Raw genomic sequence first — 26,916 nt, 5'->3', positions numbered from 1 at the left:
CTTGTGGTTGGTTATTTATTGATCCCGAGCTTTTTACCCATTCGATATAAGTTACCGCGATCCATTTGTAAAAACTCCGCAGCTTTTGCCCAAACGCCACCAGTTTGGCTCAAAGCATGTTCAATTAAATCACGTTGATAGCTTTCTATTAGCTCTCGCATTGGTTGGCTTTCTTTGGGTAAATAATGTGATGTGTTTTTTACATCATCGAGAGCCAATGAGGTGTCGAAATGGTTAAGCATGATCGTGCTTGCGCCTTGTTGAATGGCGTGCAAAGCCGCGCGAGTTAAAGTATGTTCGAGCTCGCGCACGTTTCCGTACCAAGGTAAAGATTCCAATTGAGTCAACACTTTAGGATGAACGTGCAGATTGGGTGCATTGAATTGTTGGCGTACTTTTTCCAACAAATATCCTGCTAAAACGGGAATATCCCCGTCACGGGCACGCAGTGGGGGGACTTGGATTGGGAACACGTTCAAACGGTGGAAAAGGTCTGCTCGAAACGTGCCAGCTTCGACCTCTTTTTCTAATTGTCGATTGGTCGCGGCGATGATGCGCACATTGACCATCAAATGCTGATCGCTACCTACACGTTGCAGCTCGCCTTGCTGAATTACGCGCAGCAATTTTGCTTGCAAAATCAAAGGCAGTTCGCCCACTTCATCAAGGAAAATCGTTCCGCCGTCTGCCAGTTCAAACTTACCGGCACGGTGGCTATTAGCACCTGTAAATGCGCCTTTGACATGGCCAAACAGTTCACTCTCAGCCAGACCTTCAGGCAGGGCCGCACAGTTGACGTAAATCATCGGCTTATCGCTACGATGAGATTGCGCGTGTACCGAGTGCGCGACCAGTTCTTTACCAGTTCCGGTCTCTCCTGTGATAAGTACCGCGTAATCTGATTGAGCAACGGTCGCAATGTTGTTTCGTAACTGGTTGATCTGCGGACTCAAACCCACCATTTCGCCATGTTGAGAACGGGCTTGCTGGATAAGGGTTTGAGTGACGCTTTTTTGCTTCTGGTTTTGCGCTTTGAGCGCTTTTAATTGAGCAATGTTACGCAATGTCGCAGCGGTCAAAGCCGCAAAGGTTTCGATAGCGACAGGGTCAATGTCATCAAACGCGCCCACCGTTAGGGCATCCATAGTTAGTGCGCCAACAAGTTGTCCTTCTACATACAAGCTAAAGCCCATGCAATCGTGAACATCAATGCACTGGTCTTCGGTTAATAGTGTGCCGTCAAAAGGATCAGGCAATGAACAATCGGCATCGAAACGCACCGGTTCACGGCTATGAATAATGGCATCTAAGCGTGGATGTGCTTTGGGGAAATAGCGACGACCTAAGACCGAGCTGGATAAGCCTTTTACCGCGACAGGAGTCAAAAAACCATCCTCATCAAAGATAAACAGGCAGCTCGCATCACATGGGAATACTTGCGCGACCCCATCAATAAGGTTTTGATATTGCTTCTCGTGAGAGCGATTTGAGCTGAGGTTTAGCGCGATATTAAGGAGTACGTGGTCAACAGTCGGTGTCATAAAAAGCCCAAAGTTATCAGGAATGGGCTCATGCTAGCAATTTGATGTCATTTGAACATCGAAAGGTGTGGGAGATTGATGTTCCATTGACGACGATCAAATTTGATACAAATAGAACCGCGCAAGCCGATGAGTAAGCAACGTACGCTTGCGCGGATTAAGCTCTTTGAGCCAAAACAGCAGACCAATGGAACGGAGTCATCGTGTTCAAATTAGCGAGGTACAACCCTTGCGTCATTACCAGACATGTTGATTTGAACGGCTTGGCCTGGCTGGAAAATCATGTTTGGGTTTGCTTCTTGAACGACAGATATGATCTTTCCATCCTCTAATCGAATGGTCAGGTTCACACCATTTCTTTTCGCGGTTGCTTCGGCGGCTTTACTACCTGCATAACCACCTAATAAACCACCACCAATGGCTGCGATATCCGAGCCAGAACCGCCCCCAATTTTCGAACCCAAAATGCCACCCACGGCAGCCCCTGCTATTGTACCGATGGCGTTGGATTGGGTAGAGGCATCAATGGTTACGGGTTCTACTTTTTCTATCGTGCCGTAGTACACCTGCTGAACTTTGCGAGTGTCGGACGAGCCGTATGCATCTCCGTACGGGTTAGGTGAGCTACAGCCGCCAAGCACGATCGCACAAGTAATGGTGAGCAACATGCCTAACTTGATGTGTTTTTTCATATAGCCTCCGAATGGTTTCTCCACCCAAAGAGTATATACCTCAATTTAGCATGTGCTTTGATGCGTTAATAAACAGTCGCTTAGTGATGTTTTTTCTCAAGAATACGTACATTTCTGAGCGATGTTAACGGCCTTTTAGCGTATGAAACCCAGAGTAAATTCGCGTGAATGTGGTAAACCAACATGCCGCACCAAAAATGTAAGCAATGACCGAAAAGTGCTGTGGCATCAGGCAAAACAGCACAAAACAGCCGATGGTTTCCGTGCCTTCGGTTAAACCGCTCATGTAGTAGAGGGATTTGTGTTTATACACCGGATTATCGATGCCTTGTTTCCCAGCCATGATGGCAAAAGCCAAAAAGCTGCTTCCCGTTCCGACAAAGGAAAAAATCAAAAATGCCCCTGCAATGGCATTTTGTTCTGGGTTTGCTAACACAAAACCAAAAGGAATCAGGGAATAGAATAGAAAATCTAAGCTGATATCGAGAAAGCCGCCCGCATCAGTAATGCCTTGAATCCTCGCCAGTGCACCGTCTAATCCATCACAGATTCTGTTCAGCAAAATAAACAGCAATGCCAACAAGTATTGTTCGGTGATCAAAGCCGGTAGGGCAAAGCAGCCAAGCACAAAACCAAATACTGTCGTTTGGTTTGCGGTGATGCCACATTTGTCGAGGTATGTCGCACTGAGTGCCAGCGGTTTGCGGATGAGCTTTATACTAAGGCTATCAAGCATGATTTGTCTCCCACGGCCAGTTTAGGCAGCGGCTGCCATTGGGAATGTCGTCTTCATCGTGCGTTACCATCAAAGTAGGGATGTTCGCTTGCTGTAATTGCTCGACCACCCAATTACGAAATTGCACGCGCAGATCTTTATCTAACTTGCTGTAAGGCTCATCGAGTAGCGCAACTTTCGGCTTTGCCAACAGCATACGAGTCAAAGCAATACGGGCACGTTGTCCTCCGGAGATTTGATCTGGGAAGGATTCGGCAAGTTTGGTCAATGCAATGTTCTTCAGTGCTTGCATGGCGTGAGCTTTACGCTCTTCACCTTTGATTGAGTTTGGTAGCGCGAAGGCAAGGTTCTCCCACACCGTTAAGTGAGGGAAGAGCAAATCGTCTTGGAACAGAATACCGACCTGACGCTTATGGGCAGGGAGGGCATCCAACTTTTCGTTATCAAGCGTAATGGATCCAGAGTAGTTGAACTCGGCGGATAGGTGCCCAGCAATAGCATCCAACAAAGTGGATTTACCACAACCACTTGGTCCCATCAGAGTAACAATTTCACTTTTCTCTACGGTCATGTTGAACGTTGAAAAAAGCGTGTCGCCATTGGCTTTACGGATGGCGAGGTTTTCGAGACAAAGACTCATTCAGTAGTAAACCTTTTATAGACAAGCGGCGATACTTCACGTGTAAGCTGCTTAGTAGTATCGCAAAAGAGAAGAACAAGAACGGCAAGAGTGCTTGCCAAATGGCGTAAATCGCGGTGACACGTCGGTCAAAACCACTGGATAGCGCAACGGCTTCGGTGGTGATGGTGCTAATGCGCCCAGCCCCTAGCACCAATGTCGGCAGGTATTGCGCCAGACTTACGCTAATCCCAACCGCCCATGCGAATGCAATCGCAGGTAGGAGGATTGGCAGTTTCACTTTTAACCAAGCTTGCATCGGTGTTTTACCCAAGCTGAGTGCGACGCGAGTTAAGCCGTTATCGAAGCTGCGCCATGGACCGTCTAGCGAGAGGTAAATAAATGGGAACGCGAAGAATACGTGCGCCCAGCATACCCAAAAGAAATACGCGTTACTGTTTAAGTACAGCGTCACTACTTGCATACCGAATAGCACGGATAGCTGAGGAATCAGCATTGGGATGGCGATGATGTAACCGGGCACCTGCCAGCGATAACGAAGGCGATACTCATGTGCGATCAAGGCAAGGGCTAGAGCGACAGTCGCGCTGATAACGGCAATTAGCATGCTCTGCTCCAGTGTGCCAAGAATGTTGTGCCATTCGTATTCCCAAAAACGCAGGCTATAGCGGCTCGGTAGTAAATCTGGAAAGCGCCAGCGTTGAGCAAAGCTCCACACCACCATGAGTGGAATCATTAGAAGTGCGAGTAGCGCAATCAGTGAAAATAGGGTTTTACCGGGTAAACGAAACCCGTTTCGACCAGAGTACTGCCAGCGTTTGAAGCCTTTGGTAATACACCATTCCATTAAGCGTGCAAATCCAATCAAAAGGCTAGCGATAGCAAACAACACGACCGCGCCTGCGGCAGCTCTTGGTAGAAGTGATAAATCAGGATCGTTAAACCACTGCCATACCAAAACCGCAAACGTTGGTGGGTTGGTAGGGCCAATAATCAATGCAACATCAACAACCGACAAGCTGTAAGCCAATACCGCCAGCATTGGAAAGCGCAGTTTTGCTATCCATTGTGGGAATACGCATTTCCACCACGCTTGCGCCGAACTGTAGCCCATTGAGTGACTGACTTTTTCAATCTTATCGACTTTCAATTGCTGAAGAATTGGAATACTCATCAACAATAAAAACGGCACTTCTTTAATCGCAAGCATGATGACCAAACCGAGTGCATGCGGGTCTTTAATCAGCAATGCTAAGTCATTCACCGTTTGCGCATTGGGATCGTAACCAAACAGTTGGTTGAGAACACGAACGCCCATACCTGTTGGTGCAAACAAGAACGCAAAGCCAATTGCAAACGCGACATGCGGCATAGCGAGAAGTGGCGAGAGGCTAACTTCAATTTTTCGCCAAAACTTGCTGCCCCACGATGCTTGCAAAATTGCAAATGTGATTAAGCAAGCCAAGTAGCTACTAAAAATGGCAGAGTAGAAAGTCAGCCCGATGGATGTCCAAACACCCTCCCAATCAAAAACAGCGTTAAAGCCATCCAAAGAAAAGTGGTGCAAGCCGATAGGAGGTACATAACCGAGCGCAGAAACCACCACTCCGAGTAGTCCCGGAATGGTAGGTAAAATACAAACAGCGATAATGACTAAATATAGCGCTCTTAACATGGGCTCTTATTAATTCCCGTAGCGTTTCAACCATTCTTTTTCTAAGGCAGATTGCCAACTCGGATGCGGCTCAGCGATAGATTTGAATTGTTGAGTATTTTTAGCCGAACCTGTTAGGTATTGGCTGCTTAGCACTGAAGGATCGCCCCAGATGTTAAGGTTACCTTTGCGAGATTGTGCTTCAGGGCTCAATAAAAAGTTTATCGCAACTTGCGCACCGGCACTGGCATTTGCGTTCCAAGGAATCGCTAAGAAGTGAATGTTTGAGAGTGCACCTGCGTCCATCGCATACGCTTTGGTGCTTTCTGCAAGATTACCACTCGATTGCGCAGAAAAAACCGCGTTTGGGTTAAAGGTAATCGCAAGATCAATCTGACCATCATCCAGTAATTGAAGCGTTTCAGCCGTCCCTCCTGGGAATTGCTTACCGCCACGCCAAGCAACTTTATGGAACTCATCTAGGTAAGCCCATAGCGGTTGAGTGATTTGCTCAAATGTTTCACCAGTGACTGGTTTTTGCAAAGCGGGATCGTTGTTGGTCAACTCAATCAACAAGGCTTTAATAAAGCTTGTCCCATGAAACTCTGGTGGGCGAGGGTAAGTTAGGCGATTTGGAAACGCTTTTGCGTAACTCAGCATTTCAGCAAAAGATCGAGGAGGGTTATGTAGGGTTTGCTCATCGTGAATAAACACTAATTGCCCCACACCCCAAGGTGCTTCCAGACCTTCAGTTGGCTCTGAAAAATCCACATCAATTGGCAATGATTTGTCAACGTACTGCCAGCTTGGCAAGCCTTCAACAAAAGGACCAAACAGCAATTGGTTATCCTTCATTGATTTGAAGTTTTCGCCATTGATCCAAACCATATCAACACTGCCACCGCTGTTTTTGCCTGCGGCTTTTTCTGCGATTAGGCGAGTGGTGGTTTCGGAAATATCAGTGACTTTCACGTGATTTAGCGTCACGTTGTAGCGAGATTTAAGCTCTTTTCCTGCCCATTGGATATAGCGGTTGATCTCTTGGCTACCACCCCAAGCATGAAAATAGACGGTTTGTCCGTCGGCTTGTTGTTCGATTTTTTGCCATTCACTAGCGGCCGATGAGTCAGCAAAAGATGAAGTCGCAAAAGTGGTGGCTAAAATGCCAATGGTACTGAGTAGCTTTTTCATACGTAGTCCGTGTTTTTCTTCTGGTTCTTGTTTGAAGCTTCGCCGAGTTTGTTCGCGAATGGCCTCTGTCCTTCACAAGGATAGTAATCTATCTCGCGGTATTATCAATGTGAATCCCAATAGGATTTATTAATTGATTCAGAGAATTACTATCAATGATGTAAAGGGTAGAGCGCAGCGCGATAGCTGCACTCTTTTAGCATCAATGTTGGATAGACCGGACTACTTCGCTAATTCTTCCATGTTGATGCCTTTTTTCTTCGCGATGTATTTTGGAATCAGAGACATACCAAACAGCACAAGACCCGCAACCGCAAACTTCACTAGCAGCATCGCAGACACGCCGTTTGTCGCAATATCGCCCGCCATGTAAGCGAAGATGAATGCACCTGGTGCCATTGTTAGTAGAGAAACCAAAGCGTATGTGCCTAGGTTTAGGCTGGTTAGACCGTAAGCGTAGTTTTGTAGGCTGAAAGGGAATACAGGCACAAGACGAGTCAGAATTAAGAAGCTTGTACCGTTTGCTGCTACACCGTCATCGATTTTCTTGAAGATTGGGTTATCGCCAAACTTTTTCATGATGGTGTTGCGAAGCAGGAAGCGCGCCACGATGAATGCCGCTACTGCACCAAGCGTTGCAGAAAACAGCGCTAAGATACCGCCTTTGATAGGACCAAATACGATACCTGCCACAATGGTGAACGCGCTGCCCGGCAGTAGGAAAACACACGCAAACACGAATGCTGCTACGAATACGGCGTAGCCCCACACACCAAAGCTGGCGATCCAATCTTGTAGGCTCTTGATGTCTGTGATGATTTCAAGAATGCCAGTTTGTTTAGCCGCGAACAGAGCAATAGCTACAACAGCGACAATAAGAGCGATTTTTACGAATTTCATAAGTTCAACTTCACTTAAACCTAATAATTAAAAAGATATAGCTACAAAGACGTAGTTACATAGACATAGCTACACAGACATACACTTGATCAGACCCGCTTTTGATTTGTAGCGGTTGAACCAAGCTTTTACAGGGCTAGCGAGTACGTTTACTGGCGGTTCATCACCTTGCATGATCACAGGGCCGAACATCAGATCCAGAATGTGCCAAGATTTCGTACCAACCCCCATCATGGATGCACGACAAGCTGAGCAATAAACCACGACGTAGTCTGTCTCGAACTCTTCAACACGGCGCTTGATTACGCGTGTTGCCACGTCTGGGTTTGCAGGTACAACCATGCCGCCGAAACCACAACAGCGCGTGTTTTCACGTGTGTGTTCTGGTTCAGAGGTTTTGTAGCCAAGCTCGTTTAAGATCCAGCGAATGCCGTCTTGCAGTTCTTTCTCGTAGCGAGTCGAACAAGAATCATGAATGGTAAACACCACGTCACTGTTTTTTGCTTTGCCGCGTAGCGCTTCTGGCAAACCGATTTCTGGAAGCAGTTTCCATAATGAAACCGGCTTTTGTGTGCCGCCAGACTTCTTGATCATGCCGTAGCAGCTTTGGCACGCCACGATGACTTCTTGTGCATCTAGTTTGTCGAAGTCTGCTTGAAGCTGGCCGTAGCGTTCTTTGAACTTCTCTGTTTGACCGATAGCCGCGGTCGGTTTGCCACAGCATTTCTGTACTGCGCCCATTTCTGGGAATACTTCTTTTAGGTAGCTCGCAATGGCCGCTACGCCTTCTGGTGAATAGGATGGCAAACTGCATCCTGGCATAAATACTTTATTACTCATTTTGTCGATACCGCTCGTTTTGCCATAGTGAAGATTTTTGAGAAGCCCAGTTTTTGGTGCATATTGATCGCTTTATGACCCGGCATTGGTGATTCACCATTGTTTGCCCTAACAAAGTCAGCACGTGCGCCTAGGAACATTTCCTTCATCGGGAAGTCTTTCGGACACACGATGGTGCACTGGTCACAGGCGTTACATGAGTAAGCCAGCAATGGATCCATCGACTTGTTGTTCACAAAGTCAGAGAAGATGGTCTTTGGACAGTCACTGAAGTCGTTCATCATGATGCACTCGGTCATACATAGCTTGCAGCTACATTGCAGACAGCGAGATGCTTCTTGTTTGATTTGTTCTTCAGTAAAGCCTACATCCACTTGTGTAAAGTCTTGTTTACGCTCTTCAGCATCACGCAATTCACCGTGTAGGCGAGGGGTATCTACCGTACCTTTTGGTAGTGGTACGTCTAGACGAGATGAGTAGCTGTATTCTTGCTCAAAGTCGCGGTCTTCAGTTAGTGGGCGAGTCGTTAGGAAACGCTCAACACTCATTGCGGCTTTACGACCTAATGCCATCGCTTCAATCACGATGTTACCGCCACACGCGTCACCGGCTACGAAGACGTCTTCTAGGCTCGATGCTAGTGTTTGTTTATCGACCACGTAACGACCACCGCGAGTTTGCTCTAGTGCACCGTCAGTAATGTCTGCCACGATTTGACCGGTTGCAAAAACGATGGTGTCTACAGAGATGGTTTTGCTTTCTTCGCTGTACTGAGGTGCAAAGTTGCCTTGCTCATCAAAGATAGACAGGACTTTCTTGATAGTGATGCCGGTTACTTTGCCGTTTTCGTGTTCGATAGCAACAGGGCCCCAACCTGCGTTGAACTCGACACCTTCTTCTAGCGACTCATCGATTTCGATTTGGCTTGCAGGTAGGTTCTCTAGGCTCTCAAGTGAACATTGGTAAACGTCGCTTGCACCAATACGCCATGAAGAGCGTGCACAGTCCATTGCAACGTCACCACCGCCGATAACCATTACGCGTTTACCTGCACGTGGAAATTGGCGAGTTTCAGAAATCTCTTTTAGGTATTCAACCGCAGAGAACACGCCATCGTTGTCATGACCCGGCAGAGGGATGATCGAACCGACGTGTGCACCGTGAGCCAGAATCACAGCATCATGTTCGTTGCGCAGTGTGTTGAAGCTAATGTCTTTGCCGATCTCAACGCCAAACTGAGTTTTAATACCCAGCATCGCTAGGTAGCTGTATTCGAAGTCGATAACATCGCGTGGTAGACGGTATTCAGGGATACCCACACGCATCATGCCGCCGTAAACGTCTAGCTTTTCGTAAATCGTTACTTCGTGGCCTTGACGACGAAGCTCAATAGCCGCTTGCGCACCAGCAGGGCCTGCACCCACGATCGCGATGTGCTTGTTGGTCAGGGGCGCAATGTTAAGATCCCAGTGATCTTGGTTATCCATTTTCTCTGCGACGAAACGTTTGATGCCAGCAACGCTGATCGGCTGACCGAACTCTGTGTTACGACGACAAGACGCTTCACAAGGGTGGGCACAGATGCGGCCAAGCGTTTGAGGTAGGAATAGTTTGCTGCGGATCAGAACCAAAGCGCCTTGGAAATTCCCTTCACCAGCCATGCGAACGTACTGTTTTACGTCTGTGTGCATTGGACATGCGGTTTGACATGCCGGATCGGCATCACCCATACAGCCATCGACAATCATTTGCGCGGTGTCGTATAGCTTTTGGCTAAAAATTACATTGTTCATTAACTGCGGTTTCCGTGTTGATTAGCTCTTGCCGTTGATAACGTTCACTTCAGGATTCTTTTGCTCGTAGTGAGCATGGCTGTACTCGATCCATGAGCCGTCGTAGTTGTAGACGCCTTCTGCACCTAATACTTCAGTAAGAATCATGGTGGTGTGGGCAGAGCGAACACCAGACTGGCAGTAAGCGATAACTTTCTTACCTTTGATGATGTCGCCGTAAAGGGCTTGCAGTTCTTCTGCTGATTTCAGCGTCGTGTCTTCGTTTAACGCTTTGGTCCAGTTAATGTGAACACTGCTTGGGATAGTGCCCGGACCGTATGCGCCAGAAACCGCAACTTCCCCGTTGAACTCGTCGTTGCCGCGAGTATCTAGGATCACCCAATCAGGGTTGTTTTGCGCTGCGATAACCATGTCTAGCGTTGCTAGGGCATTGTTCTCTTGTTGTGTGTTAGGTGCGTTGTATTCAACTGCTGCAACGCTTTGGTTTGCAGAGCCAGTTGGGTAGCCAGCGCCCATCCAAGCGTTCAAGCCACCATCTAGGTAACGAACGTCTTGGTGACCAAGGTTATGGATTTGCCAGTAAAGACGCGCAGCATCGTGGTGTGAGCCCGCAGCGTAGACGACGATTGTGCTGTCTGTTGTTGCGCCGAAGCTGCCTAGGATTGTTTCCATTTCTTCTGTGCTATTACTCATACCGCCGAAGTCGTAGGCGTCTTCAGTCGCTGAGTAATCGTTACGCCACATAGTGTAAGAACCAGAAATAGGGCTATCTGGTTTGATAGGGTTTAGCGCACCGATCACAACCACGTCTTTGTCACCATCCATCAGCGATTTCAGTTGTTGTGCAGAGATGAAGTGTTCTGGGTGAGCGTATTGTGTGAACTTCTGCTCTTGAGCAGCAGCATCCACTATTACAGCCTCAGCTGAGAACATCGTATTGTAAGCTGAGTAGCCAACCGCTGCGACAGCGGCCAACACACCCAACGCAATTGTCGATTTTTTCATGAGTTGCTTCCGTATTTTAATTTAAAGTTTTGCTGCCGAATCCTTGACGTTTCGACAGATAGAATGCTTTTGAAGGGGGAGTACAGGCATGAACGTTTCTTAATCATTTTTGATGTTCATGGCTTAAAATAAGCGGAAATGCGTTCTACCCCTTTGTGGGTAAGGCATTCTGAGGAAATCAATAGTTAGGCGGTATTGTGGTTTCCCACAATAATGATGTGGGATTGATCTAAAGCAACAAAGTTAGAGAGGGGAACGGTGCTAAAATGCGAAACCAATACGTTGTCGTTGTGCTTTATTAAGTGACTAAAAATTATTTTCAGAAATTCCTTTATTCTATTGTATTTGTTTGTTTTACCTGTATTTCTCAAGTCAAAGCAGAACATCTGTCTGATAGGACAACATTTGATGTAGGTGTGCTGGCATTGAGAGGGCATTCTCACGCTAAAGTATCTTGGCAACCCACAATGACATGGTTGGAAGAACAAAACCCTAACTATGAATTCAACTTACATACTTACGATTTTGACCAACTAGAAGAAGCCTTTTTACATGGTTGGTTGGATTTCATATTAACGAGCCCAGGACAGGCAACTAAGCTTGCTCGTGAGTACCCTATTAACTGGCTAGCAACGCAGAAAACGGCTTACAGTAATGTGCCGAACAAGTCGATAGCATCAGTCGTTGTTGTGCGTGAAGAATCGCCTTTTAAAACACTGAGAGACATCAATGAAGCCAGTATCGCCGCTGTATCAGAAAAGGCGTTTGGTGGTTTTCTTGCTCTACGTTATGAGCTCGACAAACTTGGGTATTTCAACTCATCGTTCTTTGAAACAATCCATTTTACTGGCCCACCGACCGATCAGTTGATTCTCGATGTGATCGACGACCAAATTGATGTTGCAATTGTTCCTGCTTGTACGCTGGAAAACATGGCGGCCGAAGGCAAGATAGAGCTGCATAATTTGAGAGTGCTCAACGAAAGAAGGCCTGCTGATTCGGTTTGCGCAGTTAGTACTCCTCTGTACCCAAATTGGACCATGGCCATGACGGAGCGTGCTCCGGTAGATGTTGGGCAAAAGGTCGCACAAACCCTGTTTGCAATGCCTGCATCGCATTCAGCCGCTATTGCTGCCAACAATGTGGGTTGGACGCTGCCTGCGCCTAGCGTTAACGTAGATAAAGTCTACAAGCATTTGGACTTACATCCCTTACAGAAACCTTGGGCGCAAAAAGTTCAAGAGTGGCTACATAAAAACCAAGCAGTCGCTATCGCAGCGCTGCTAACATTGGTGTTACTGACTATCTATCACTTTTGGCTAGAGTGGACGTTCAAACGTAGTAGAGAAAAGTTGAAAGCTACCCTTAATGATTTACGTCGTAAGAGTAGCATGTTGGAACACGCTCAACGGATTACGATTGTGGGGGAATTAGGCAGCAGTATCGCACATGAAATTAATCAACCATTGGCTGCGATTAAAAACTACAGTCAAGGTGCAAAGATGCGGATGGAGCAAGGCACTACACCCGAGGAAATGTTGCCGATAATAGAGAAAATTCAACAACAAGTGACGTCTGCGAGTGACATAGTGCAGCGTTTACGTAGTTTGATTCACCGGACGCCAATCGAGAAAAGCTGGGTTGACTTACCTGCCGTCATCAATGATGCAATGAAGTTGGTGGATTATGAGTTCCAACGTCACAATATCCTACTAGGTGTGATGTATTCTGGCGAGGTACAAAACGTTTATGCGGATGTTACTGGATTGCAACAGGTGATCATTAATGTGCTTAATAACGCCAAAGATGCCTGTCTTGCTCATTCGACTTCGCAAAAAGAGTTGTTTGTTGATCTCCATATCAGCTTTTGTGATGACGTTGTCATCATTGATGTCATGGATAACGGGGTCGGGATCGAAGAGCAAAATACCCCTCTTGATCAGCCTTTTTATACCACGAAGGAAAATGGTCTAGGGCTAGGGCTTGCTATTTGTCGCGATGTAATTGAAGCGCACCAAGGTTCCATCAATTTTAGGTCAATTGACCCATCAGGGTGCCAAGTGACTATCGTTTTACCGTATCAGGAAGCTCAGAATGAGTCGTAATCTTTGTCCACTTTATATCGTTGACGATGAAGTGCCTGTTTTAGAATCAATGGCTTTTATGTTAGAAAGTTATGGTTATAGCGTCGATGTCTATTCAAACGGGCAAGATTTCTTACAGAGTGTGAATCTGCATCAAGCTGGATGTGTGTTGTTGGATAGCCGAATGCCAGAAATGCGTGGGCAGGAGCTTCACCTGCTAATGCGTAATCAATGCAGTCCAATCAGCGTTATATATCTGACTGGGCACGGTGATATTCCAATGGCAGTCGACGCCTTAAAAGAAGGCGCGTTGGACTTTTTTCAAAAGCCTGTGGACGGTAATGCTTTAGTAGCGGCAATCGATAATGCTATGGAATGTTCACTAAAAAACCAAGAAAAACAAAGTGCAAAACTAACTCTTCAAAGCCTTACTAGAAGAGAAAAAGAAGTACTGATTCTGGTGGTTAAAGGGATGAAAAATCAGGATATGGCGAACCAACTGTGTGTTTCGCTTCGTACTATAGAAGTACATCGTTCCAATGTAATGAAGAAGTTGGAAGTAGAAAGTTTAGCTGCATTGATTCATAAAGTAGGGCACGTAATTTAGGCATAAAAAAAGCAGCCAGTTGGCTGCTTTTAAAAATGATTTTGTTTACTGACTTGGGATTAATTTACCCAGTCACGTAAAGTAAACGTCAATTCATGATCGGCATTTTTCAGAACAAGACCATCTTTAGTTAGAGTGATGTCACTCCAGTTAGATAGTGTTTGTGTCATTGCATTTTCGATCTTCATTTGATCTTCCATACACATCTTCATGGTCATGCCCATTTTCTCGATGCGTAGTTGGTTGTTTTTCAGCTCAGCTTGACCGAAGAAGTTGTTACAACCCGCATTGCCGTTTGCTGTTAGGTTTTCACCGATTTCTAGGCGAGCCGCTTTTTGGTTTTCGTCTAGAACGATATTTTTACCATCAACTTGAACAAGTTCCCAGTTGTGGTGCTGTAAATCTTGAGCCGTAATTTCTTTCACATCATCACCGTTGCTAGCACAAGCAGTCATAAGAACAGGGAGAGAGATTGCTGTAACTAACGTTTTTAGGCTAAGCTTCATTTTATAGACTCCGTTTTTAGAAACGCGGTAAGTATAAGTAATAAAACACTGTTTTTGTCAGCATACGGTTATGGTTTCGTATGTTTTTGACATAACGAAGTGTATAACAGATTTTGTCGGTGAGTAATCTTCTCGTTTAGTTATTTAAACTAGGCAAACACGCCCTAACATGGAAAGAGCGTTTATAGTATGGAGCAACTGGAATTTTTCACTGTCCCAAGCCCTTGTGTTGGAGTATGTACCTCCGATGAAAAAGGGTATTGCAAGGGGTGTATGAGAAAAAGAGAGGAACGGTTTAATTGGCTGAACTTAACCCCCGCTCAGCAGTTGCACGTTATTAAGTTGTGTCGTCAAAGATACAGAAGAAAGATGTTGGCAGGGAAGACGAAGCCAGAACAGCTTCAAGATAATTCATCACCTCAACAAGATTTGTTTTAGAAGCATTTCTAATTAAGGTGCGGACACGCCATCGTTCTTGTTTCTGCTTTTTACATATTCCCGGCCCGGCAAGGTATCCTTTAAGAACCGGGAATCTCCTATCCATTTTTCCCTATAAATCGGTAATTGGCGTTATTTCATCGACCAACGGTCGCTAACCCAGCCTCCCGCTTGTTCGTCAAAGTGATTTCCTGCAAATCGATGGTTGAGCTCAACCTCTAATTTGCTTGTTGGAAGCTCATCCATTAACTGGTGAATGTACCTTGCCATAGGGTCGGTACATGCTTCACGTTCTCGGCGGATGACCACTTCTTTGATCATTTGGAGTCTGTAGCTATTGCTGGCTCGTTTCATTTTTGACCTCCAGAACTCGATGGCAGCAGTTTGAACACATTGACGTCCAGATCGCTGCTCATTGGCGTGCGCGTGGAGGCACATCACCATCGTTTGAAGTCCAAAGACAAATTGTTTGAGAGCAGTGTTTGTAACGCCATTCACATCTTTCTCAGAATCATTGACTATGCGAATAAAAATGTCTCGCGAAATTTAGCCGATGAGCCTGCATATTTGAAAGACCTTATCAAACATAGAAGCCCAGCACAGGGGCGTCAACAACACAAATGAACAATTTTTGAACAGATTGTGAAGGTGGAGAATTATCAGCAATTTATCGAAAATAAAAAACCGAAGCACAAAGCTTCGGTTTTGATTTAGGAGCTCTGACGGATTGATTCGATAGAACCATTCTAGTCAGAGCGTAAGGTGTAGAGTATTAGCTACCAGTTGCAGGACAGCCTTTCACTGCTTGGCTATTGCTGAAGTACTTGATGTTGTCTAGGTTCTTGTTGTAGCTATCCGCCGAGATTTGCGGGTTGTTTACGAAGAACTCACGCAGTACTGATGCGTCTGTCATTTGAGTTGATTCAACTTGGATAACTGGGTAGTCATCACCGCCTGCAGCGCTGAAGCTAATTACAGCGAACGTGTAAGTTGCGTCTAGGTTGAAGCCTTTACCGTTAATGTCAGTAATAGTTACTGAGCCAGCATCACAATCTACATCTAGAGTGATGTTGTCTAGTTGAGCGTAAGCACCAGAACCCGCAGATTTCGTAGCAACGACGTCTAGGTATTCTTTTACTTCTTTACCTGTCATGGTCGCTTTTGTTACGAAGTTACCAAATGGTTGTACTGTTAGTACATCACGGTAAGTGATATCGCCAGCTTGGATTGAATCACGAACACCACCGGAGTTCATCACACCAAAGTCTGCTTTCACTAGCTCGTATGTACGGTACGCTTCACCTAGTAGGTGGCCTAGGTTCGTTTGCTGTGAGCGAACTACACCGCGGTCGCCTTCAAGTTTGCCATCCGTAGAAGATACTTTAACGTCAAGCAGATCTTGACCTTGCTCTTGGTAAGTACGAAGAATTTGCTTAACTACAGCATCTGGCTTGATTTCTTCAGCGATGAATTGGTAGTCACCGTTCGCATCTTTTGCCTTTAGGTTAACTGGAATCAAAGCGTAGTTTGCTAGGTGCAGTTTGCCATCGTAGTATTCGAAGTCTGCACGACCTACATATTTACCCCACTCATGCGCTTGCATGATGTATGTGCCGTTTTGTTGGTCTGGAGCACACTCGTCACCTGGTTTGAAGTCTGCGTATTCGTTAGTACCCGGCTCCATACATACTGGGTTTTGTGAGTGGCCACCAATAATTGCATCTAGTTGGCCTTCTTCAAGAGAACGCGCTAGTAAAACGTCACCTGGTGCTTCGCTACCATGGTTACCATCTTGGTAGTGACCCATGTGTGTTGTTGCAAAAACTAGATCGACAGTTTCGTTTGCTTCGATTTCCTTAAGTACTTTTTTGATTTCAACTTGAGGATCTTCGAAGTAGATATCAGCAACGTTACTTGGGTTTACCAGTTTCGCTGTATCTTTTGTTGTTAGGCCAACAACCGCAACTTTAAGTCCGTTAATCGTGAAGACTTTGTAAGGCGCGAAGTAACGCTCGTCGGTTACTTTACCATCGGTGTCTTTCTTGTAGATGTTTGCAGCGAGCATAGGGAAGTCAGCCCATTGGATCTGCTTGTTCAAAACATCTAAAGCGTTATCAAACTCGTGGTTACCGACAGCCATTGCGTCGTAACCAAGTAGGTTCATCCCTATGAAGTCCGGTTCTGCATCTTGCATGTCTGACTCAGGAACACCTGTGTTGATATCACCGCCAGACAATAGAATGGTTTCGCCACCGCTTGATTTCACTTCTGCACGAATAGAGTCGATCAAAGTTTTGCGTGCAGCCATGCCGTATTCGCCTTTGCTGTTTTCCCAAAAGCGGCCATGGTTGTCGTTAGTGTGTAGAACGGTGAATTTAGTACAAGAATCTGCAGTCTCACAGGTTACTGGTGAATTGTCGCTGTCTGAGCCGCATCCTGCTAGCGCAGCGCCCACTGCCACTACCAATAGAGATTTGGAAAACTTCATAAGGGATCCTTTCTTTGTGATTTTGTTATTGTTACGGCGTGAAATATACGGAATTAATGTGAAAGTTTAGTGATCTATCTCTTATTTATACTTCTATCGAAGATACGAATTAATAAGCATGCAAACTACGTCTATAAATAAACAGAATTGGTATTTAGCATTTATTTTATGTGGCTTAAGCTATTTTTTGTGAGGCAGTTAATTGAATGCGTGTTGTTTATGTGAATCAATACGCATTTTGGTGAGGTATGACGCTAAGTTTGGTTATTATTTTGCCAAATTCATGTTTTTCTAAGTTCCTACGAAACAAATAGTTATAATTTTCTACTGCAAAGGTAGAGAGGTAGGGATGCTTATAAAATCATCTGCGAAAACAGCAGAAATCGATTGCTCTTGGCACAATCAGTTTGAACTCAGTCAAAAACCATACAACGGTTATTACTATGACTCCCAATTTTGGAAAAGGTTTTCCGAACACACCGCTGTTTATTTATTCCAATCTGATGCGTTTACTCTTTTATCCTGTCCGGAAAATCTCTGGCATAAAATTAAACATTTTCAGCCGAGTGAGCTAGAGAGAAAATTAAATAATCTGCAATTATTCTGCGAATATGACGACGTCGACTATCATTTATTTAATGATAATACCTTCAATAAAGATGCTGATGTTTTCACTTTGAATATTGAATCTGACAATGAGTTGCTTGACGCATTTTTACGTAGTAACAGCGCAGAAGATATTGAGAAAGCCGATTTCGAGCTCGATAGCCACTTCTTCTATGGCATTTTAGAAGAGGGTAAATTGGTTGCGGCATTAGCTTCATATTGCTACGAAGGAAAGGAGCCATTTGAGTCGTTATCGTTACTGGTTAGCCCTAAAGTGAGAGAGAAAGGGTACGGTAAGCGCTTACTTTCACACTTAGTGGCGGAGGTTAAAACGCGAGATCGTAAAGTGAGATACCGAGTAAATATCGAAAATACACCTTCGATTAAGTTGTGCGAATCTTTGGGTTTTGAAGCTTATAACCGATTGCGCGTATTTACTCAGGATGAATAGAAAGGAAAGTAATGGGATACACAGTAAGGAATGCTGTTAGAGAAGAAGCAGCTCAAATTGCTAAAATACATGTCGATTCGTGGCAGGTGGCGTACAAAGGGTTAATGCCACAAAGCTATATAGAGCAGTTTACCATTGAGCGCCGAGAAAGGATGTGGACACGAGTTATGACGGAGCAACTGGCTCAATTGATCGTGGTTGAGAAACAAGGGGAAATCGTCGGTTTTTTAAGTTACGAGTTGCCTAACCACACCAGTGAAGATAAAACGGCGTTGGTAACGTGTTGCTATGTCTCGCCGTTACATTATGGGCAAGGGGCAGGAAGTGCACTGTTAGATGAGCTCGAAACACGTCTACTTTCCACGCCAGTTATGCAGATAAGTCTGAAAGCACTGAACACCAATAATCAAGGGCTGAACTTTTACAAGAAGTGTGGTTTTGTGCGTACTGGAGAAGAAGAATCCGAAGTGATTGATAGCATGACGCTGACTGACCTCACTTTAGTGAAGTACATCGCCCGTTCGTAAATCAAATGCCATATATAGTAAAACCCCGGAGGTGGTAAGACTCCGGGGTTTTGAAATTTTTTAGATGTCTCGGTTGGTAAATCCGATTATCTTTTATGCAAAAGGTCTGGATTTAATCCGATTAATTCCTTGGTAGGGAATTAGATACGGATGAAGTCCATGTGTTCAACTTTTGGCTTGAACGCGTGACGTTGAACGTCTTGTGGCTTAACTTTAACTTCTTTGCCATCGATAACTAGAACGATGCCTTCGTAGAATTCAGGCTTGTCCATTTGGTTTACGATGTCGTCGTGGTTAAGAACGATAGCTACTGCTGCTTCTTCACCGCCGTATACAACTGCAGGGAATTTGCCAGCGTGACGTAGGCGGCGGCTCGCACCTTTACCTAGTTCAGTACGTACTACTGCTTCGAATTTCATAGTATTTACTCTCAAATTAGTAAAAATCAAATGTTCACAATCAACAATGCGACCTTGTTGTTCGTGGTAAAGCTTGAAACAGGAACTGTTCAAGCGAGCGCGGATACTATCATTCCACTTAGAATTGGGCAACCCAAATCGTATCTAAATCAATAAAAACACATCATTTGGCGGATCCGAAGTTGATGGTTTTCATCACTTAGCGTGAAAAATGCTCGTATCGCTTCTATTTTCATCGGTTTGATTAGCGTTTACCGATGAAAAAGAGTCTTTAGTGATTCGTTTTAAGTACGGCTACGGTGCAACGTTAATGTGGCTTTTAAACCACCCATTTTGCTCTTTTCTAAAGCCAGTAGGCCTCGATAGCTGTGCGCCATTTCACTCACAATATTTAAACCGAGCCCAGAACCTGGCGTTGTTTCGTCTAATCTGACACCACGTTTGATGACTTGGCCTAATTGCGCTTGAGGGATTCCAGGCCCATCGTCTTCGATAATCAGGTGGATACTCTCTTTATCCAGAGTAGAGTGGACGCGAATCATGCTATTTGCCCATTTATAGCCATTTTCAAGCAAGTTACCGATCATTTCGTCGAGGTCGGTTTTTTCAACTGCAACATTCAACTCAGAATCAAGCTCATTAATTAAGGTGATGTCTCGCTCGATATAGACTTTATCGAACGCCATTGAGATAGCATCCACTCGCTCTGCTGGATTGGCTTTGACAGAAAGGATGTTCATGGAACCCGCCATTCGAGCGCGACCTAAATGATAGTCGATGTGATCTTGAATCTGGTTGAGTGGGGCGCTTAAGCGTGCTTGCGTTTTGGGCTCTAGCGTTTGCACTTCATTTTTTAACACAGATAGCGGCGTTTTAAGTGCGTGTGACAAATTACCCGCGTGGTTACGCGCACGTTCCAGTAACTCCTGATAGTGGAAAAGAAGAGCATTGAGGTCAGAAATAAGCGGCGAAATCTCTTTCGGATAAGTTTCTTCTAAACTCTTTTTATTTCCAGCTTTGAGCTCTGCCAGCTCTTTTTGCAGTTTAGTTAGTGGACTCAATGACCAAACGATTTGCAAGAGAATGACAGTCAGAACGCCAGCAAACAACAATCCTAGAATTAGCCAGAGTTGACCAATAAGGGTTTGCAGTGTGCTTTTTATTGGCTCTTCGTCGATACCTACGATGATATGAATTGGACCATCGTAGTCGGGTAGATATAGCGCTTTTTCCAGAGTAATCAGTTTTTCGTCTCTTGCACCATAAGCATCTTTATCGAGTCCTTTATACTCGATTCTTTTATCCCACAACGAGCGAGAGCGTTCGAGGCTTGTGTCTGTCGATGCGCTCCAATATAAACCGCTGTACGGGCGACTAAAGCGAGGATCCGACAGTTGAGCTGCTAACGAAAGATGGCCTGTATGATCGACTTCCAATTGAGCAGCGATTTCATCCATAAAGATGCTCAGTTGGGAGCGCGTGTCGTCCACCATATAGTTATAAACTTGGGTAGGAATGGTGACACCCGCAGCAAGGATCATGGCTGTGAGCCATACAACCGCCGCCAACACCAATCGGCTTTTGATACTTAAGCGCTTTAAGGCATGCAGCGGCAGTTTGTTCTTATTCGGCATTCAGTTGATACCCTAAGCCACGCACGGTTTTGATGATTTTTGGGGCGATTTTCTTACGAATACGACCGATAAATACTTCAATCGTGTTGGAGTCACGATCAAAGTCTTGCTTGTAAATGTGCTCCACAAGCTCCGTGCGTGAAATGACTTTTTCAGGATTATGCATAAAGTAAGCGACTACTTTATATTCCAGCGCTGTTAAGCTCACTGCTTGGCCTTGCCACATCACTTTTGAGGTTCTGGTATCTAGGCTTAAATCGCCTATTTGCATGACCGGGGAAGCGTTACCAGATGCTCTGCGCAGTTGGGCGCGAAGACGAGCGATAAGCTCAACCATTTCAAACGGTTTAGTCAGGTAATCATCTGCGCCTGCGTTTAGGCCTTCTACTCGTTGAGTTAAGGTATCACGCGCACTTAGGATCACGACCGGAGTGTTGATGTTTTCATCTCGAATGCCCTTTAAAACGGTCAAGCCATCGAGTTTCGGCAGACCAAGGTCGAGCACAATCGCGTCCCATTCTTCGGATGTCGCTCGGTAGAGCGCGTCAATGCCATCTTGTGATAGCTCAGGTACCCAACCGTTATTTTCCAACGTTTCGATAATTTGCTCGCCTAGACGAGGATCATCTTCGACAACAAGTATTTTCATGGCAGCGTTTCTTATTATTTAGTTTTGTGGTGGTTTTAAAGCTTTATTGAAGTTTCGACCTTTTACTTCCAGCATTTCCAATGTGGCAGCGTCATATTCGACCTTCAACACACTATTGTTGAAGAGTATTTTCAGTTCGTAAACCCATTCATTGTCATCTTCTTCAAGCTCGACTTTGATGATGCGACCATAAAGGTCATTTTCGACGGCCGCGTAAAGCTCAGAGAAAGGGCGAATGTAGCCTTTTTGTACGGCGCGGTAGACCTCATCTTGGTCTTCATCAAATTCGATACGTGTGCCGGGCTTTTCGACATCTTGCACGATGGCGTGGCCATTTTGCGTGGTGTAAATATCATTTTGCTGCGCGAAGCTTGGTGCAGAAAGCAGCATCGGGGCGAGGCTGAAAAACAACGCAAGATTTTGAGAGGTCACTGGTTTATACATAGCAAAACCTTTTCTGAAGAGTTGGCAAAATTATATCTAGCTGTACATGAACAGAAAGTGAATCATCGTGTGAACTGTCGGTTCAGTCACATTCACTTTGCTCTTGGCAAAATCACTGGTGCGAATCGAGCGTTATTTAAGTTCATCTTCAAAAATCTTGTCGCGCAACTTCCAAAAGCGCCCAGACTTTCTGGCAATGACAAACTGCGGTAAACGGAAACGGTGTTGATTAGCGACGACTCGTGTAGGCGATGCTTCTTCAAACGGGCGATGTTTATCTGCAAGGTGAGGGCGCACAAACTGATCTTTAAAAGTTTGCTTCTGTTTCTTGGTGTTTAATGACCAAAACTCATGAACTAACGCATGACCTTCGCCTTGGTATGGTTCTCCCGAATACGTGACTTTGAGCTGTGATTTACCGTCATTTGATTTGAACACGGACAAGTCCATTTCTGTGCACTCGAAGATCAGTGCGTCTTTCAAATTCAGTGCTTCTTTCAGTTTCTTATCTGGGTCGACCAATGTTGCATCACATTCATGGCATATACGAGCGGCAATATCATTATCTGCGCCACATTCGCTGCAATATTTGGCACGAAAACGGTAGCCACAATGTTCGCGTTCGTCCGTGTCTTCATCTTCAAAGTAACCTTGGCAGCGTCGGCCAAAGTGTTCAAGTAAAAAGCCATTGCTGTCCAATTTACCCCAGAAATTATTGTTAAATCCGCAAGCGGGGCAAGGAATAGTAATGATCTCGCTGGTGGAGTCGGGTTTTGGATCTCCCACTTCAGGCTGATACAAATCGTAGCTGTTACCCGCGTAATCGAGTACCAGACATTCATTTTTGCCTTCCGATAAACGCAAACCTCGTCCAACAATTTGTTGATATAAGCTGACCGATTCAGTGGGGCGCAAGATGGCAATCAAATCCACATGAGGCGCGTCAAATCCGGTGGTTAACACAGAGACATTCACCAAGTATTTGATTTCACGATTTTTGAAAGCTTGAATGATCGCATCGCGCTCTGGCGTTGGAGTGTCACCAATGACGATGGCGGTTTCGCCTTCTGGCAGCAGGCCGTGAATTTCTTGAGCATGTCGAACTGTTGCAGCAAAGATCATCACGCCTTTACGCTCTCTCGCGTATTGAATGATTTGCTCCACAATCTGAGGAGTGGCGCGTTTGGCTTTGTCGATAACCATGTCCATTTCCGCTTCTTTGTAGCGTCCGGTATTAGCGGGTTTCAGCTGCGAGAAGTCGTAAGACAAAACGGGTGCATCCATCATGCGTGCGGGGGTGAGGAAGTTTTCGTCCAACAAGTAACGGATCGGCAGCTCGAAAATGCAGTCGCGGAAAAAGCGCGACTCTTCAGTGCGTACTTGACCTCGGGTGTGGTATTGATAAATCCATCCCATTCCTAAACGATAGGGTGTTGCCGTTAAGCCCAAAACTTTGATGCCAGGGTTGAGCTCTCGAAGGTGCGTAATCACTTTTTGATAGCTGCTGTTTTTATCGTCTGGCACACGGTGACATTCATCGATAACCAGAAGTGAGAACTGGTTTTTGAAGGAGTCCAAATTGCGCACTACCGATTGCACCGAGGCAAACACCACTTGTTGGTCGGTTTCCTTTCTTCCTAATCCTGCCGAAAATATGGCGCCTTTCAAACCGTAGCCTTCATATTTCGCGTGGTTTTGTTCCACCAGCTCTTTTACGTGGGCCAAAACCAGCACACGCCCTTTGGCAAGGCGTGCCAGTTCTGCAATAACTAAGCTTTTCCCAGCACCAGTTGGTAGTACGATCACTGCGGGGGTGGAATGTTTGCGAAAGTAATGAATAACGGCTTTAACAGAGTCAGCTTGATATGGGCGAAGTGTGTACATGAAAATATGTGAAATTGCTCAACTATTCGAACTAGGAAGGCTATAATACCTGACTTTTATACCCAAGTGACCTTTGAACCGTAATTCGGAGATCACTTGGGTATAATTCAATGAGGTATTCATGCGTTTAGATAAGTATTTGTGTGATGCTCTGGGTGCGACTCGCAAGCAGGCAACAAAGATCATCAAAAGTGGCGAAGTGCTCGTCGATGGCGAAGTACAAAAAAGTGGTTCATTCAAAGTGCCAGAAGGTGGTGTTGTGGAATGGGATGGCCGAGAAGTCGGTGCGCCAGGGCCTCGCTACATCATGTTGTACAAACCAGCGGATTTTGTTTGTTCACACGAAGATGGTTACAACCCTACGGCCTTTGTATTGCTTGATGAACCTAAAGTCGAAAACCTTCACTTCGCTGGCCGTTTAGATGTGGACACGACGGGTTTGGTGTTGATTACAGATGATGGCCAATGGTCTCACCGTATTACATCACCGAAACACAAATGCGAAAAAACATACCGCGTGTGGCTAGCGGATGCGATTCAACCTGATTACGTTGAAAAGTTTGCGCAAGGTATTGAGTTGAGAAACGAACGCGAAGCGACATTACCAGCGCACCTTGAGATCGTGAATGAAGCAGAAAACGAAGTACTGCTTACTATCGTTGAAGGTAAGTACCACCAAGTGAAACGCATGTTTGCTGCACTTGGTAACAAAGTAGAACTACTTCATCGTGAGCGAATCGGCGATATCGTGTTGGATGACACTCTAGAACCGGGTGATTACCGTTATCTGACTCAAGAAGAAGTGGATTCTGTGTGGAATTAATCGTCGCTCTCGGAAATTCTTTAGTTCCTAGCAGGAACTAGTCTTTTGGTAGGAATTGGCTCAAAATGACGATTCCTACCAAAATGTTTTCGTGCCTAGACAATTTCGGTATGCATGCTTAACCTCAGTGATATGCCGCGGTGTTTTATCACAGGCTCACGCATACTTTTCTCGCGAAACATCCGTTCGTAGTGAATCAATCATGCTGTCATCTTTGGTTTATTGCGCGCAATTATCGGGTGAACATGCATCGTTATCATGCGCTTTTCTATGTCGAGCTCGTCAAGGCCACCTTGGTAAACATTCGTCCTTATGATCCTCGAAAATTGAGTCAGCAAAGCACTGTGCTTTGTTTTCAATGGTACGAGAAGCATCCTTGCTAGTTTCTGAAAAGAAATGGCTGATGGCAAGGACACAACTAGAGGTAAAAGAATGACAGAAAAAGCTCAAAGCGCTCCCCAATCTCAAATCAGTTTTTTACTGTTTCTTGTGCTCGGTGCAATTGGCGCGCTAACGCCATTGGCGATCGACATGTATCTACCGGCAATGCCGACCATCGCAAAAGATTTGGGCGTTGCACCTGGTGCGGTTCAAATTACGTTAACGGCTTATACGGCGGGTTTTGCGATTGGTCAGTTAATTCATGGGCCGCTTGCCGACAGTTTTGGCCGCAGACCTGTACTGATTTTGGGTGTGCTTTTCTTTGGATTAGCAGCAGTGGTGAGTGCGACCACAAACGGCATTGATGCGTTAACCTATGTTCGTACCGCTCAAGGTTTTGCTGGCGCGGCTGCGGCGGTCATTATTCAAGCTGTGGTGCGTGACATGTTTGACCGTGAAGACTTTGCGCGTGCAATGTCTTTCGTCACATTAGTTATCACGATTGCCCCGTTGGTTGCGCCGATGATTGGCGGTCACCTTGCGATCTGGTTCGGATGGCGCTCTATCTTTTGGGTGTTAGCCATTTTCGCTGTGGTTGTCATTCTGTTGGTGTTTTGGAAAATTCCGGAGACGCTAAAACCAGAAAACCGCCAACCATTGCGTTTTCGCACCACATTAAAAAACTACGCCCGTTTGTGTTCAAGTTCTGAAGCGTTGGGCTTGATGTTGTCTGGTGCATTCTCGTTTTCGGGGATGTTTGCATTCCTAACTGCGGGTTCGTTTGTTTATATTGATTTATACGGTGTTCGACCTGACCAATTTGGTTACTTATTCGGTTTGAACATTGTGGCGATGATCATCATGACCAGCATTAACGGTCGTTTGGTGAAAAAAGTGGGCTCTCATGCCATGCTTCGTTTTGGGTTGTTCGTGCAACTTTTGGCGGGTATTGGTCTGTTCGTAAGTTGGTTGATGGACTTCGGATTGTGGGGCATCGTGCCTTTTGTTGTGCTGTTTATCGGCACATTGTCGACGATAGGTAGTAATGCGATGGCGCTGCTTTTAAGTGGCTACCCATCAATGGCGGGTACGGCATCGTCTCTGGCGGGGACGTTAAGATTCGGTATCGGCTCATTGGTTGGCGCGCTGGTGGCATCACTACCAGGTAATGTTGCGTGGCCTATGATCATCGTTATGTTTGCTTGTTCTGTGCTTTCAGCACTGTTTTATTGGACTTTAGGAAGAAAGGCGTAATGTCGAATTACACCAAAGAAATTCAAAACTTGGTTAACTCTGCTCTGAATGAACTGGAGCAGGAGCATCGTTCTGGCAAGTTGGCCAATGCGCCAGTGGCGAACAACCACTATCTTGTTCGTTGGGTAACAAAAGCTCTGAAATCTCAGCGTTTTGGTCGAACGGTCGGCGATGACTTAACTCGTTGGCAAAAGGCAGGTCGTTCAAAGGGGAATGACGCTGGTTTGTTGTTTATCTTCAAACGTATTTCTGCTTTCTACGCGCAATTCTTCCCTGAAGGTGAAGATTCAAAAGTGATCAAAGACTCTGACGTCGAAGCTTTTTTGGACGTAATGGAGCAAGCGGGTTGGGAGGTTTCTACCTCTGAACAATTGGTTGGTTGTGGCAAAATCCAAATCTTCACGGAAGGTCAAAATTCTTTGGCACTATGTGCAGACCAATGCGAAAGCTGCTTCGACGGCGAGTTGCTCGTTAAACCGATGAGCTGGTTTGTGCGTGGCAACCATGCTGAGTTTGTTGAGAAAGCAGCGCAAGCGGGCTTTATGGTGCATAAAGTGACGGACTACAAATCGATGGTGAAATACCACGGTGAGTACCTTATCTTCCCTGCAAACGAAGGTAACCAATTGGCTGAGATTCCTTTGAGCTTCCAAGCTTAATCAACTTCTCACAGCAGTAGACTTTAAATACGAAAGCATCAGGCGCTTGAAACGTCTGATGCTTTTTTTG

The 26,916-nt window shown here is 45.5% G+C and carries 26 protein-coding genes; 8 read left to right on the top strand and 18 right to left on the bottom strand.

Annotation, left to right across the window (positions count from 1 at the left end):
• Positions 1-11 precede the first annotated feature (11 nt).
• The 10 genes from norR to ACF8CV_RS14775 all read right to left on the bottom strand — a co-directional run bounded on the left by norR (position 12) and on the right by ACF8CV_RS14775 (position 10,992).
• A complete protein-coding gene (gene norR / locus ACF8CV_RS14820) occupies positions 12-1,541 on the bottom strand; it encodes a nitric oxide reductase transcriptional regulator NorR (RefSeq protein WP_053317159.1) in 1,530 nt (509 codons plus the stop codon).
• Between the two features lie 212 nt (positions 1,542-1,753).
• Positions 1,754-2,233, bottom strand: coding sequence for a glycine zipper 2TM domain-containing protein (locus ACF8CV_RS14815; protein WP_005462302.1), 480 nt, complete (start codon positions 2,231-2,233; stop codon positions 1,754-1,756).
• A 124-nt stretch (positions 2,234-2,357) separates the two neighbouring features.
• Entirely contained in the window at positions 2,358-2,969 is a 612-nt protein-coding gene (locus tag ACF8CV_RS14810; protein ID WP_005495656.1) for a CDP-alcohol phosphatidyltransferase family protein, read from the bottom strand.
• The gene (locus ACF8CV_RS14805) at positions 2,962-3,609 is read right to left on the bottom strand and encodes an ATP-binding cassette domain-containing protein (protein ID WP_140278732.1); all 648 of its coding nucleotides are present in this window, start codon (positions 3,607-3,609) and stop codon (positions 2,962-2,964) included. The genes ACF8CV_RS14810 and ACF8CV_RS14805 overlap by 8 nt, the downstream gene beginning before the upstream one ends.
• Positions 3,575-5,284, bottom strand: coding sequence for an ABC transporter permease (locus ACF8CV_RS14800; RefSeq protein WP_140278731.1), 1,710 nt, complete (start codon positions 5,282-5,284; stop codon positions 3,575-3,577). The genes ACF8CV_RS14805 and ACF8CV_RS14800 overlap by 35 nt, the downstream gene beginning before the upstream one ends.
• A gap of 9 nt (positions 5,285-5,293) precedes the next feature.
• Positions 5,294-6,454: an ABC transporter substrate-binding protein gene (locus ACF8CV_RS14795; RefSeq protein WP_017448685.1), complete on the bottom strand. Its 1,161-nt coding sequence runs from the start codon at positions 6,452-6,454 to the stop codon at positions 5,294-5,296.
• Positions 6,455-6,676: 222 nt separating this feature from the next.
• Positions 6,677-7,354, bottom strand: a complete 678-nt coding sequence (locus tag ACF8CV_RS14790; protein WP_029834317.1) for a TVP38/TMEM64 family protein — start codon at positions 7,352-7,354, stop codon at positions 6,677-6,679.
• Positions 7,355-7,423: 69 nt separating this feature from the next.
• Positions 7,424-8,194: a (Fe-S)-binding protein gene (locus ACF8CV_RS14785; RefSeq protein WP_005478886.1), complete on the bottom strand. Its 771-nt coding sequence runs from the start codon at positions 8,192-8,194 to the stop codon at positions 7,424-7,426.
• Complete coding sequence (locus ACF8CV_RS14780) at positions 8,191-9,987, bottom strand: FAD-dependent oxidoreductase (RefSeq protein WP_208871024.1); 1,797 nt, start codon at positions 9,985-9,987, stop codon at positions 8,191-8,193. The genes ACF8CV_RS14785 and ACF8CV_RS14780 overlap by 4 nt, the downstream gene beginning before the upstream one ends.
• A 21-nt stretch (positions 9,988-10,008) precedes the next feature.
• Positions 10,009-10,992 (bottom strand): sulfurtransferase, encoded by a 984-nt coding sequence (locus ACF8CV_RS14775; protein WP_005462348.1) that lies wholly within the window; start codon positions 10,990-10,992, stop codon positions 10,009-10,011.
• Positions 10,993-11,354: 362 nt separating this feature from the next.
• On the opposite strand from ACF8CV_RS14775, the gene ACF8CV_RS14770 reads away from it, so the two are divergent.
• Together ACF8CV_RS14770 and ACF8CV_RS14765 are read left to right on the top strand one after the other, a co-directional pair.
• On the top strand, positions 11,355-13,097 hold the full coding sequence (locus ACF8CV_RS14770; RefSeq protein WP_392417147.1) for a PhnD/SsuA/transferrin family substrate-binding protein: 1,743 nt from the start codon (positions 11,355-11,357) through the stop codon (positions 13,095-13,097).
• Positions 13,087-13,683, top strand: a complete 597-nt coding sequence (locus ACF8CV_RS14765; protein WP_017448681.1) for a response regulator transcription factor — start codon at positions 13,087-13,089, stop codon at positions 13,681-13,683. Before ACF8CV_RS14770 ends, ACF8CV_RS14765 begins: the two co-directional genes overlap by 11 nt.
• Before the next feature lie 59 nt (positions 13,684-13,742).
• Here the strand turns inward: ACF8CV_RS14765 and ACF8CV_RS14760 are convergent, their stop codons facing one another.
• A complete protein-coding gene (locus tag ACF8CV_RS14760; protein WP_005486896.1) occupies positions 13,743-14,189 on the bottom strand; it encodes an META domain-containing protein in 447 nt (148 codons plus the stop codon).
• A 189-nt stretch (positions 14,190-14,378) separates the two neighbouring features.
• Here ACF8CV_RS14760 and ACF8CV_RS14755 point away from each other — a divergent pair, with 189 nt between their 5' ends.
• Positions 14,379-14,627, top strand: a complete 249-nt coding sequence (locus ACF8CV_RS14755) for a DUF1289 domain-containing protein (RefSeq protein WP_020840419.1) — start codon at positions 14,379-14,381, stop codon at positions 14,625-14,627.
• 132 nt (positions 14,628-14,759) lie between these two features.
• Here the strand turns inward: ACF8CV_RS14755 and ACF8CV_RS14750 are convergent, their stop codons facing one another.
• The gene (locus ACF8CV_RS14750; RefSeq protein WP_005462330.1) at positions 14,760-14,981 is read right to left on the bottom strand and encodes a hypothetical protein; all 222 of its coding nucleotides are present in this window, start codon (positions 14,979-14,981) and stop codon (positions 14,760-14,762) included.
• A gap of 418 nt (positions 14,982-15,399) precedes the next feature.
• Positions 15,400-17,115 carry a bifunctional UDP-sugar hydrolase/5'-nucleotidase UshA gene (gene ushA, locus ACF8CV_RS14745; protein ID WP_138937441.1) on the bottom strand — a complete coding sequence of 572 codons (1,716 nt, stop codon included), beginning with the start codon at positions 17,113-17,115 and terminating at the stop codon, positions 15,400-15,402.
• A gap of 349 nt (positions 17,116-17,464) precedes the next feature.
• Here ushA and ACF8CV_RS14740 point away from each other — a divergent pair, with 349 nt between their 5' ends.
• Both ACF8CV_RS14740 and ACF8CV_RS14735 read left to right on the top strand, forming a co-directional pair.
• Positions 17,465-18,172, top strand: coding sequence for a GNAT family N-acetyltransferase (locus ACF8CV_RS14740; RefSeq protein ID WP_029828672.1), 708 nt, complete (start codon positions 17,465-17,467; stop codon positions 18,170-18,172).
• 11 nt (positions 18,173-18,183) lie between these two features.
• Positions 18,184-18,699 (top strand): GNAT family N-acetyltransferase, encoded by a 516-nt coding sequence (locus tag ACF8CV_RS14735; RefSeq protein WP_005462440.1) that lies wholly within the window; start codon positions 18,184-18,186, stop codon positions 18,697-18,699.
• A gap of 140 nt (positions 18,700-18,839) precedes the next feature.
• Here the strand turns inward: ACF8CV_RS14735 and rplY are convergent, their stop codons facing one another.
• From rplY to ACF8CV_RS14710, 5 genes are all read right to left on the bottom strand, one after another.
• Positions 18,840-19,118: a 50S ribosomal protein L25 gene (gene rplY / locus ACF8CV_RS14730; protein WP_005378066.1), complete on the bottom strand. Its 279-nt coding sequence runs from the start codon at positions 19,116-19,118 to the stop codon at positions 18,840-18,842.
• A 284-nt stretch (positions 19,119-19,402) separates the two neighbouring features.
• On the bottom strand, positions 19,403-20,752 hold the full coding sequence (locus ACF8CV_RS14725; RefSeq protein WP_138937442.1) for an ATP-binding protein: 1,350 nt from the start codon (positions 20,750-20,752) through the stop codon (positions 19,403-19,405).
• Positions 20,742-21,401, bottom strand: coding sequence for a response regulator transcription factor (locus tag ACF8CV_RS14720; protein ID WP_005478918.1), 660 nt, complete (start codon positions 21,399-21,401; stop codon positions 20,742-20,744). Before ACF8CV_RS14720 ends, ACF8CV_RS14725 begins: the two co-directional genes overlap by 11 nt.
• Positions 21,402-21,419: 18 nt before the next feature.
• Positions 21,420-21,845, bottom strand: a complete 426-nt coding sequence (locus ACF8CV_RS14715) for a PepSY domain-containing protein (protein ID WP_005495629.1) — start codon at positions 21,843-21,845, stop codon at positions 21,420-21,422.
• Positions 21,846-21,977: 132 nt separating this feature from the next.
• On the bottom strand, positions 21,978-23,729 hold the full coding sequence (locus ACF8CV_RS14710) for a DEAD/DEAH box helicase (RefSeq protein WP_138937443.1): 1,752 nt from the start codon (positions 23,727-23,729) through the stop codon (positions 21,978-21,980).
• Positions 23,730-23,850: 121 nt separating this feature from the next.
• On the opposite strand from ACF8CV_RS14710, the gene rsuA reads away from it, so the two are divergent.
• The 3 genes from rsuA (at position 23,851) to ACF8CV_RS14695 (ending at position 26,846) form a co-directional block, all read left to right on the top strand.
• Positions 23,851-24,552, top strand: a complete 702-nt coding sequence (gene rsuA / locus ACF8CV_RS14705; RefSeq protein WP_020840423.1) for a 16S rRNA pseudouridine(516) synthase RsuA — start codon at positions 23,851-23,853, stop codon at positions 24,550-24,552.
• Between the two features lie 432 nt (positions 24,553-24,984).
• Positions 24,985-26,187 (top strand): Bcr/CflA family multidrug efflux MFS transporter, encoded by a 1,203-nt coding sequence (locus tag ACF8CV_RS14700; RefSeq protein WP_005462380.1) that lies wholly within the window; start codon positions 24,985-24,987, stop codon positions 26,185-26,187.
• Complete coding sequence (locus tag ACF8CV_RS14695; protein WP_005462414.1) at positions 26,187-26,846, top strand: DUF2913 family protein; 660 nt, start codon at positions 26,187-26,189, stop codon at positions 26,844-26,846. The genes ACF8CV_RS14700 and ACF8CV_RS14695 overlap by 1 nt, the downstream gene beginning before the upstream one ends.
• Positions 26,847-26,916 lie beyond the last annotated feature (70 nt).

This window comes from Vibrio sp. zbq_1 (genome assembly GCF_043102935.1).
Taxonomy (GTDB): Bacteria; Pseudomonadota; Gammaproteobacteria; order Enterobacterales; family Vibrionaceae; genus Vibrio; species Vibrio parahaemolyticus.
This window is presented reverse-complemented; position numbering and strand designations above follow the sequence as displayed.

Excerpts from the sequence above, each read along its gene's own strand:
- ACF8CV_RS14785 (WP_005478886.1), bottom strand. The coding sequence starts at position 8,194 with ATGAGTAATAAAGTATTTATGCCAGGATGCAGTTTGCCATCCTATTCA.
- ACF8CV_RS14715 (WP_005495629.1), bottom strand. The coding sequence starts at position 21,845 with ATGTATAAACCAGTGACCTCTCAAAATCTTGCGTTGTTTTTCAGCCTC.
- ACF8CV_RS14790 (WP_029834317.1), bottom strand. The coding sequence starts at position 7,354 with ATGAAATTCGTAAAAATCGCTCTTATTGTCGCTGTTGTAGCTATTGCT.
- ACF8CV_RS14765 (WP_017448681.1), top strand. The coding sequence starts at position 13,087 with ATGAGTCGTAATCTTTGTCCACTTTATATCGTTGACGATGAAGTGCCT.
- ACF8CV_RS14815 (WP_005462302.1), bottom strand. The coding sequence starts at position 2,233 with ATGAAAAAACACATCAAGTTAGGCATGTTGCTCACCATTACTTGTGCG.
- ACF8CV_RS14695 (WP_005462414.1), top strand. The coding sequence starts at position 26,187 with ATGTCGAATTACACCAAAGAAATTCAAAACTTGGTTAACTCTGCTCTG.
- ACF8CV_RS14805 (WP_140278732.1), bottom strand. The coding sequence starts at position 3,609 with ATGAGTCTTTGTCTCGAAAACCTCGCCATCCGTAAAGCCAATGGCGAC.
- ACF8CV_RS14710 (WP_138937443.1), bottom strand. The coding sequence starts at position 23,729 with ATGTACACACTTCGCCCATATCAAGCTGACTCTGTTAAAGCCGTTATT.
- ACF8CV_RS14810 (WP_005495656.1), bottom strand. The coding sequence starts at position 2,969 with ATGCTTGATAGCCTTAGTATAAAGCTCATCCGCAAACCGCTGGCACTC.
- ACF8CV_RS14720 (WP_005478918.1), bottom strand. The coding sequence starts at position 21,401 with ATGAAAATACTTGTTGTCGAAGATGATCCTCGTCTAGGCGAGCAAATT.
- ACF8CV_RS14800 (WP_140278731.1), bottom strand. The coding sequence starts at position 5,284 with ATGTTAAGAGCGCTATATTTAGTCATTATCGCTGTTTGTATTTTACCT.
- ACF8CV_RS14755 (WP_020840419.1), top strand. The coding sequence starts at position 14,379 with ATGGAGCAACTGGAATTTTTCACTGTCCCAAGCCCTTGTGTTGGAGTA.
- rplY (WP_005378066.1), bottom strand. The coding sequence starts at position 19,118 with ATGAAATTCGAAGCAGTAGTACGTACTGAACTAGGTAAAGGTGCGAGC.
- norR (WP_053317159.1), bottom strand. The coding sequence starts at position 1,541 with ATGACACCGACTGTTGACCACGTACTCCTTAATATCGCGCTAAACCTC.
- rsuA (WP_020840423.1), top strand. The coding sequence starts at position 23,851 with ATGCGTTTAGATAAGTATTTGTGTGATGCTCTGGGTGCGACTCGCAAG.
- ACF8CV_RS14760 (WP_005486896.1), bottom strand. The coding sequence starts at position 14,189 with ATGAAGCTTAGCCTAAAAACGTTAGTTACAGCAATCTCTCTCCCTGTT.
- ACF8CV_RS14725 (WP_138937442.1), bottom strand. The coding sequence starts at position 20,752 with ATGCCGAATAAGAACAAACTGCCGCTGCATGCCTTAAAGCGCTTAAGT.
- ushA (WP_138937441.1), bottom strand. The coding sequence starts at position 17,115 with ATGAAGTTTTCCAAATCTCTATTGGTAGTGGCAGTGGGCGCTGCGCTA.
- ACF8CV_RS14775 (WP_005462348.1), bottom strand. The coding sequence starts at position 10,992 with ATGAAAAAATCGACAATTGCGTTGGGTGTGTTGGCCGCTGTCGCAGCG.
- ACF8CV_RS14700 (WP_005462380.1), top strand. The coding sequence starts at position 24,985 with ATGACAGAAAAAGCTCAAAGCGCTCCCCAATCTCAAATCAGTTTTTTA.
- ACF8CV_RS14735 (WP_005462440.1), top strand. The coding sequence starts at position 18,184 with ATGGGATACACAGTAAGGAATGCTGTTAGAGAAGAAGCAGCTCAAATT.
- ACF8CV_RS14740 (WP_029828672.1), top strand. The coding sequence starts at position 17,465 with ATGCTTATAAAATCATCTGCGAAAACAGCAGAAATCGATTGCTCTTGG.
- ACF8CV_RS14780 (WP_208871024.1), bottom strand. The coding sequence starts at position 9,987 with ATGAACAATGTAATTTTTAGCCAAAAGCTATACGACACCGCGCAAATG.
- ACF8CV_RS14750 (WP_005462330.1), bottom strand. The coding sequence starts at position 14,981 with ATGAAACGAGCCAGCAATAGCTACAGACTCCAAATGATCAAAGAAGTG.
- ACF8CV_RS14795 (WP_017448685.1), bottom strand. The coding sequence starts at position 6,454 with ATGAAAAAGCTACTCAGTACCATTGGCATTTTAGCCACCACTTTTGCG.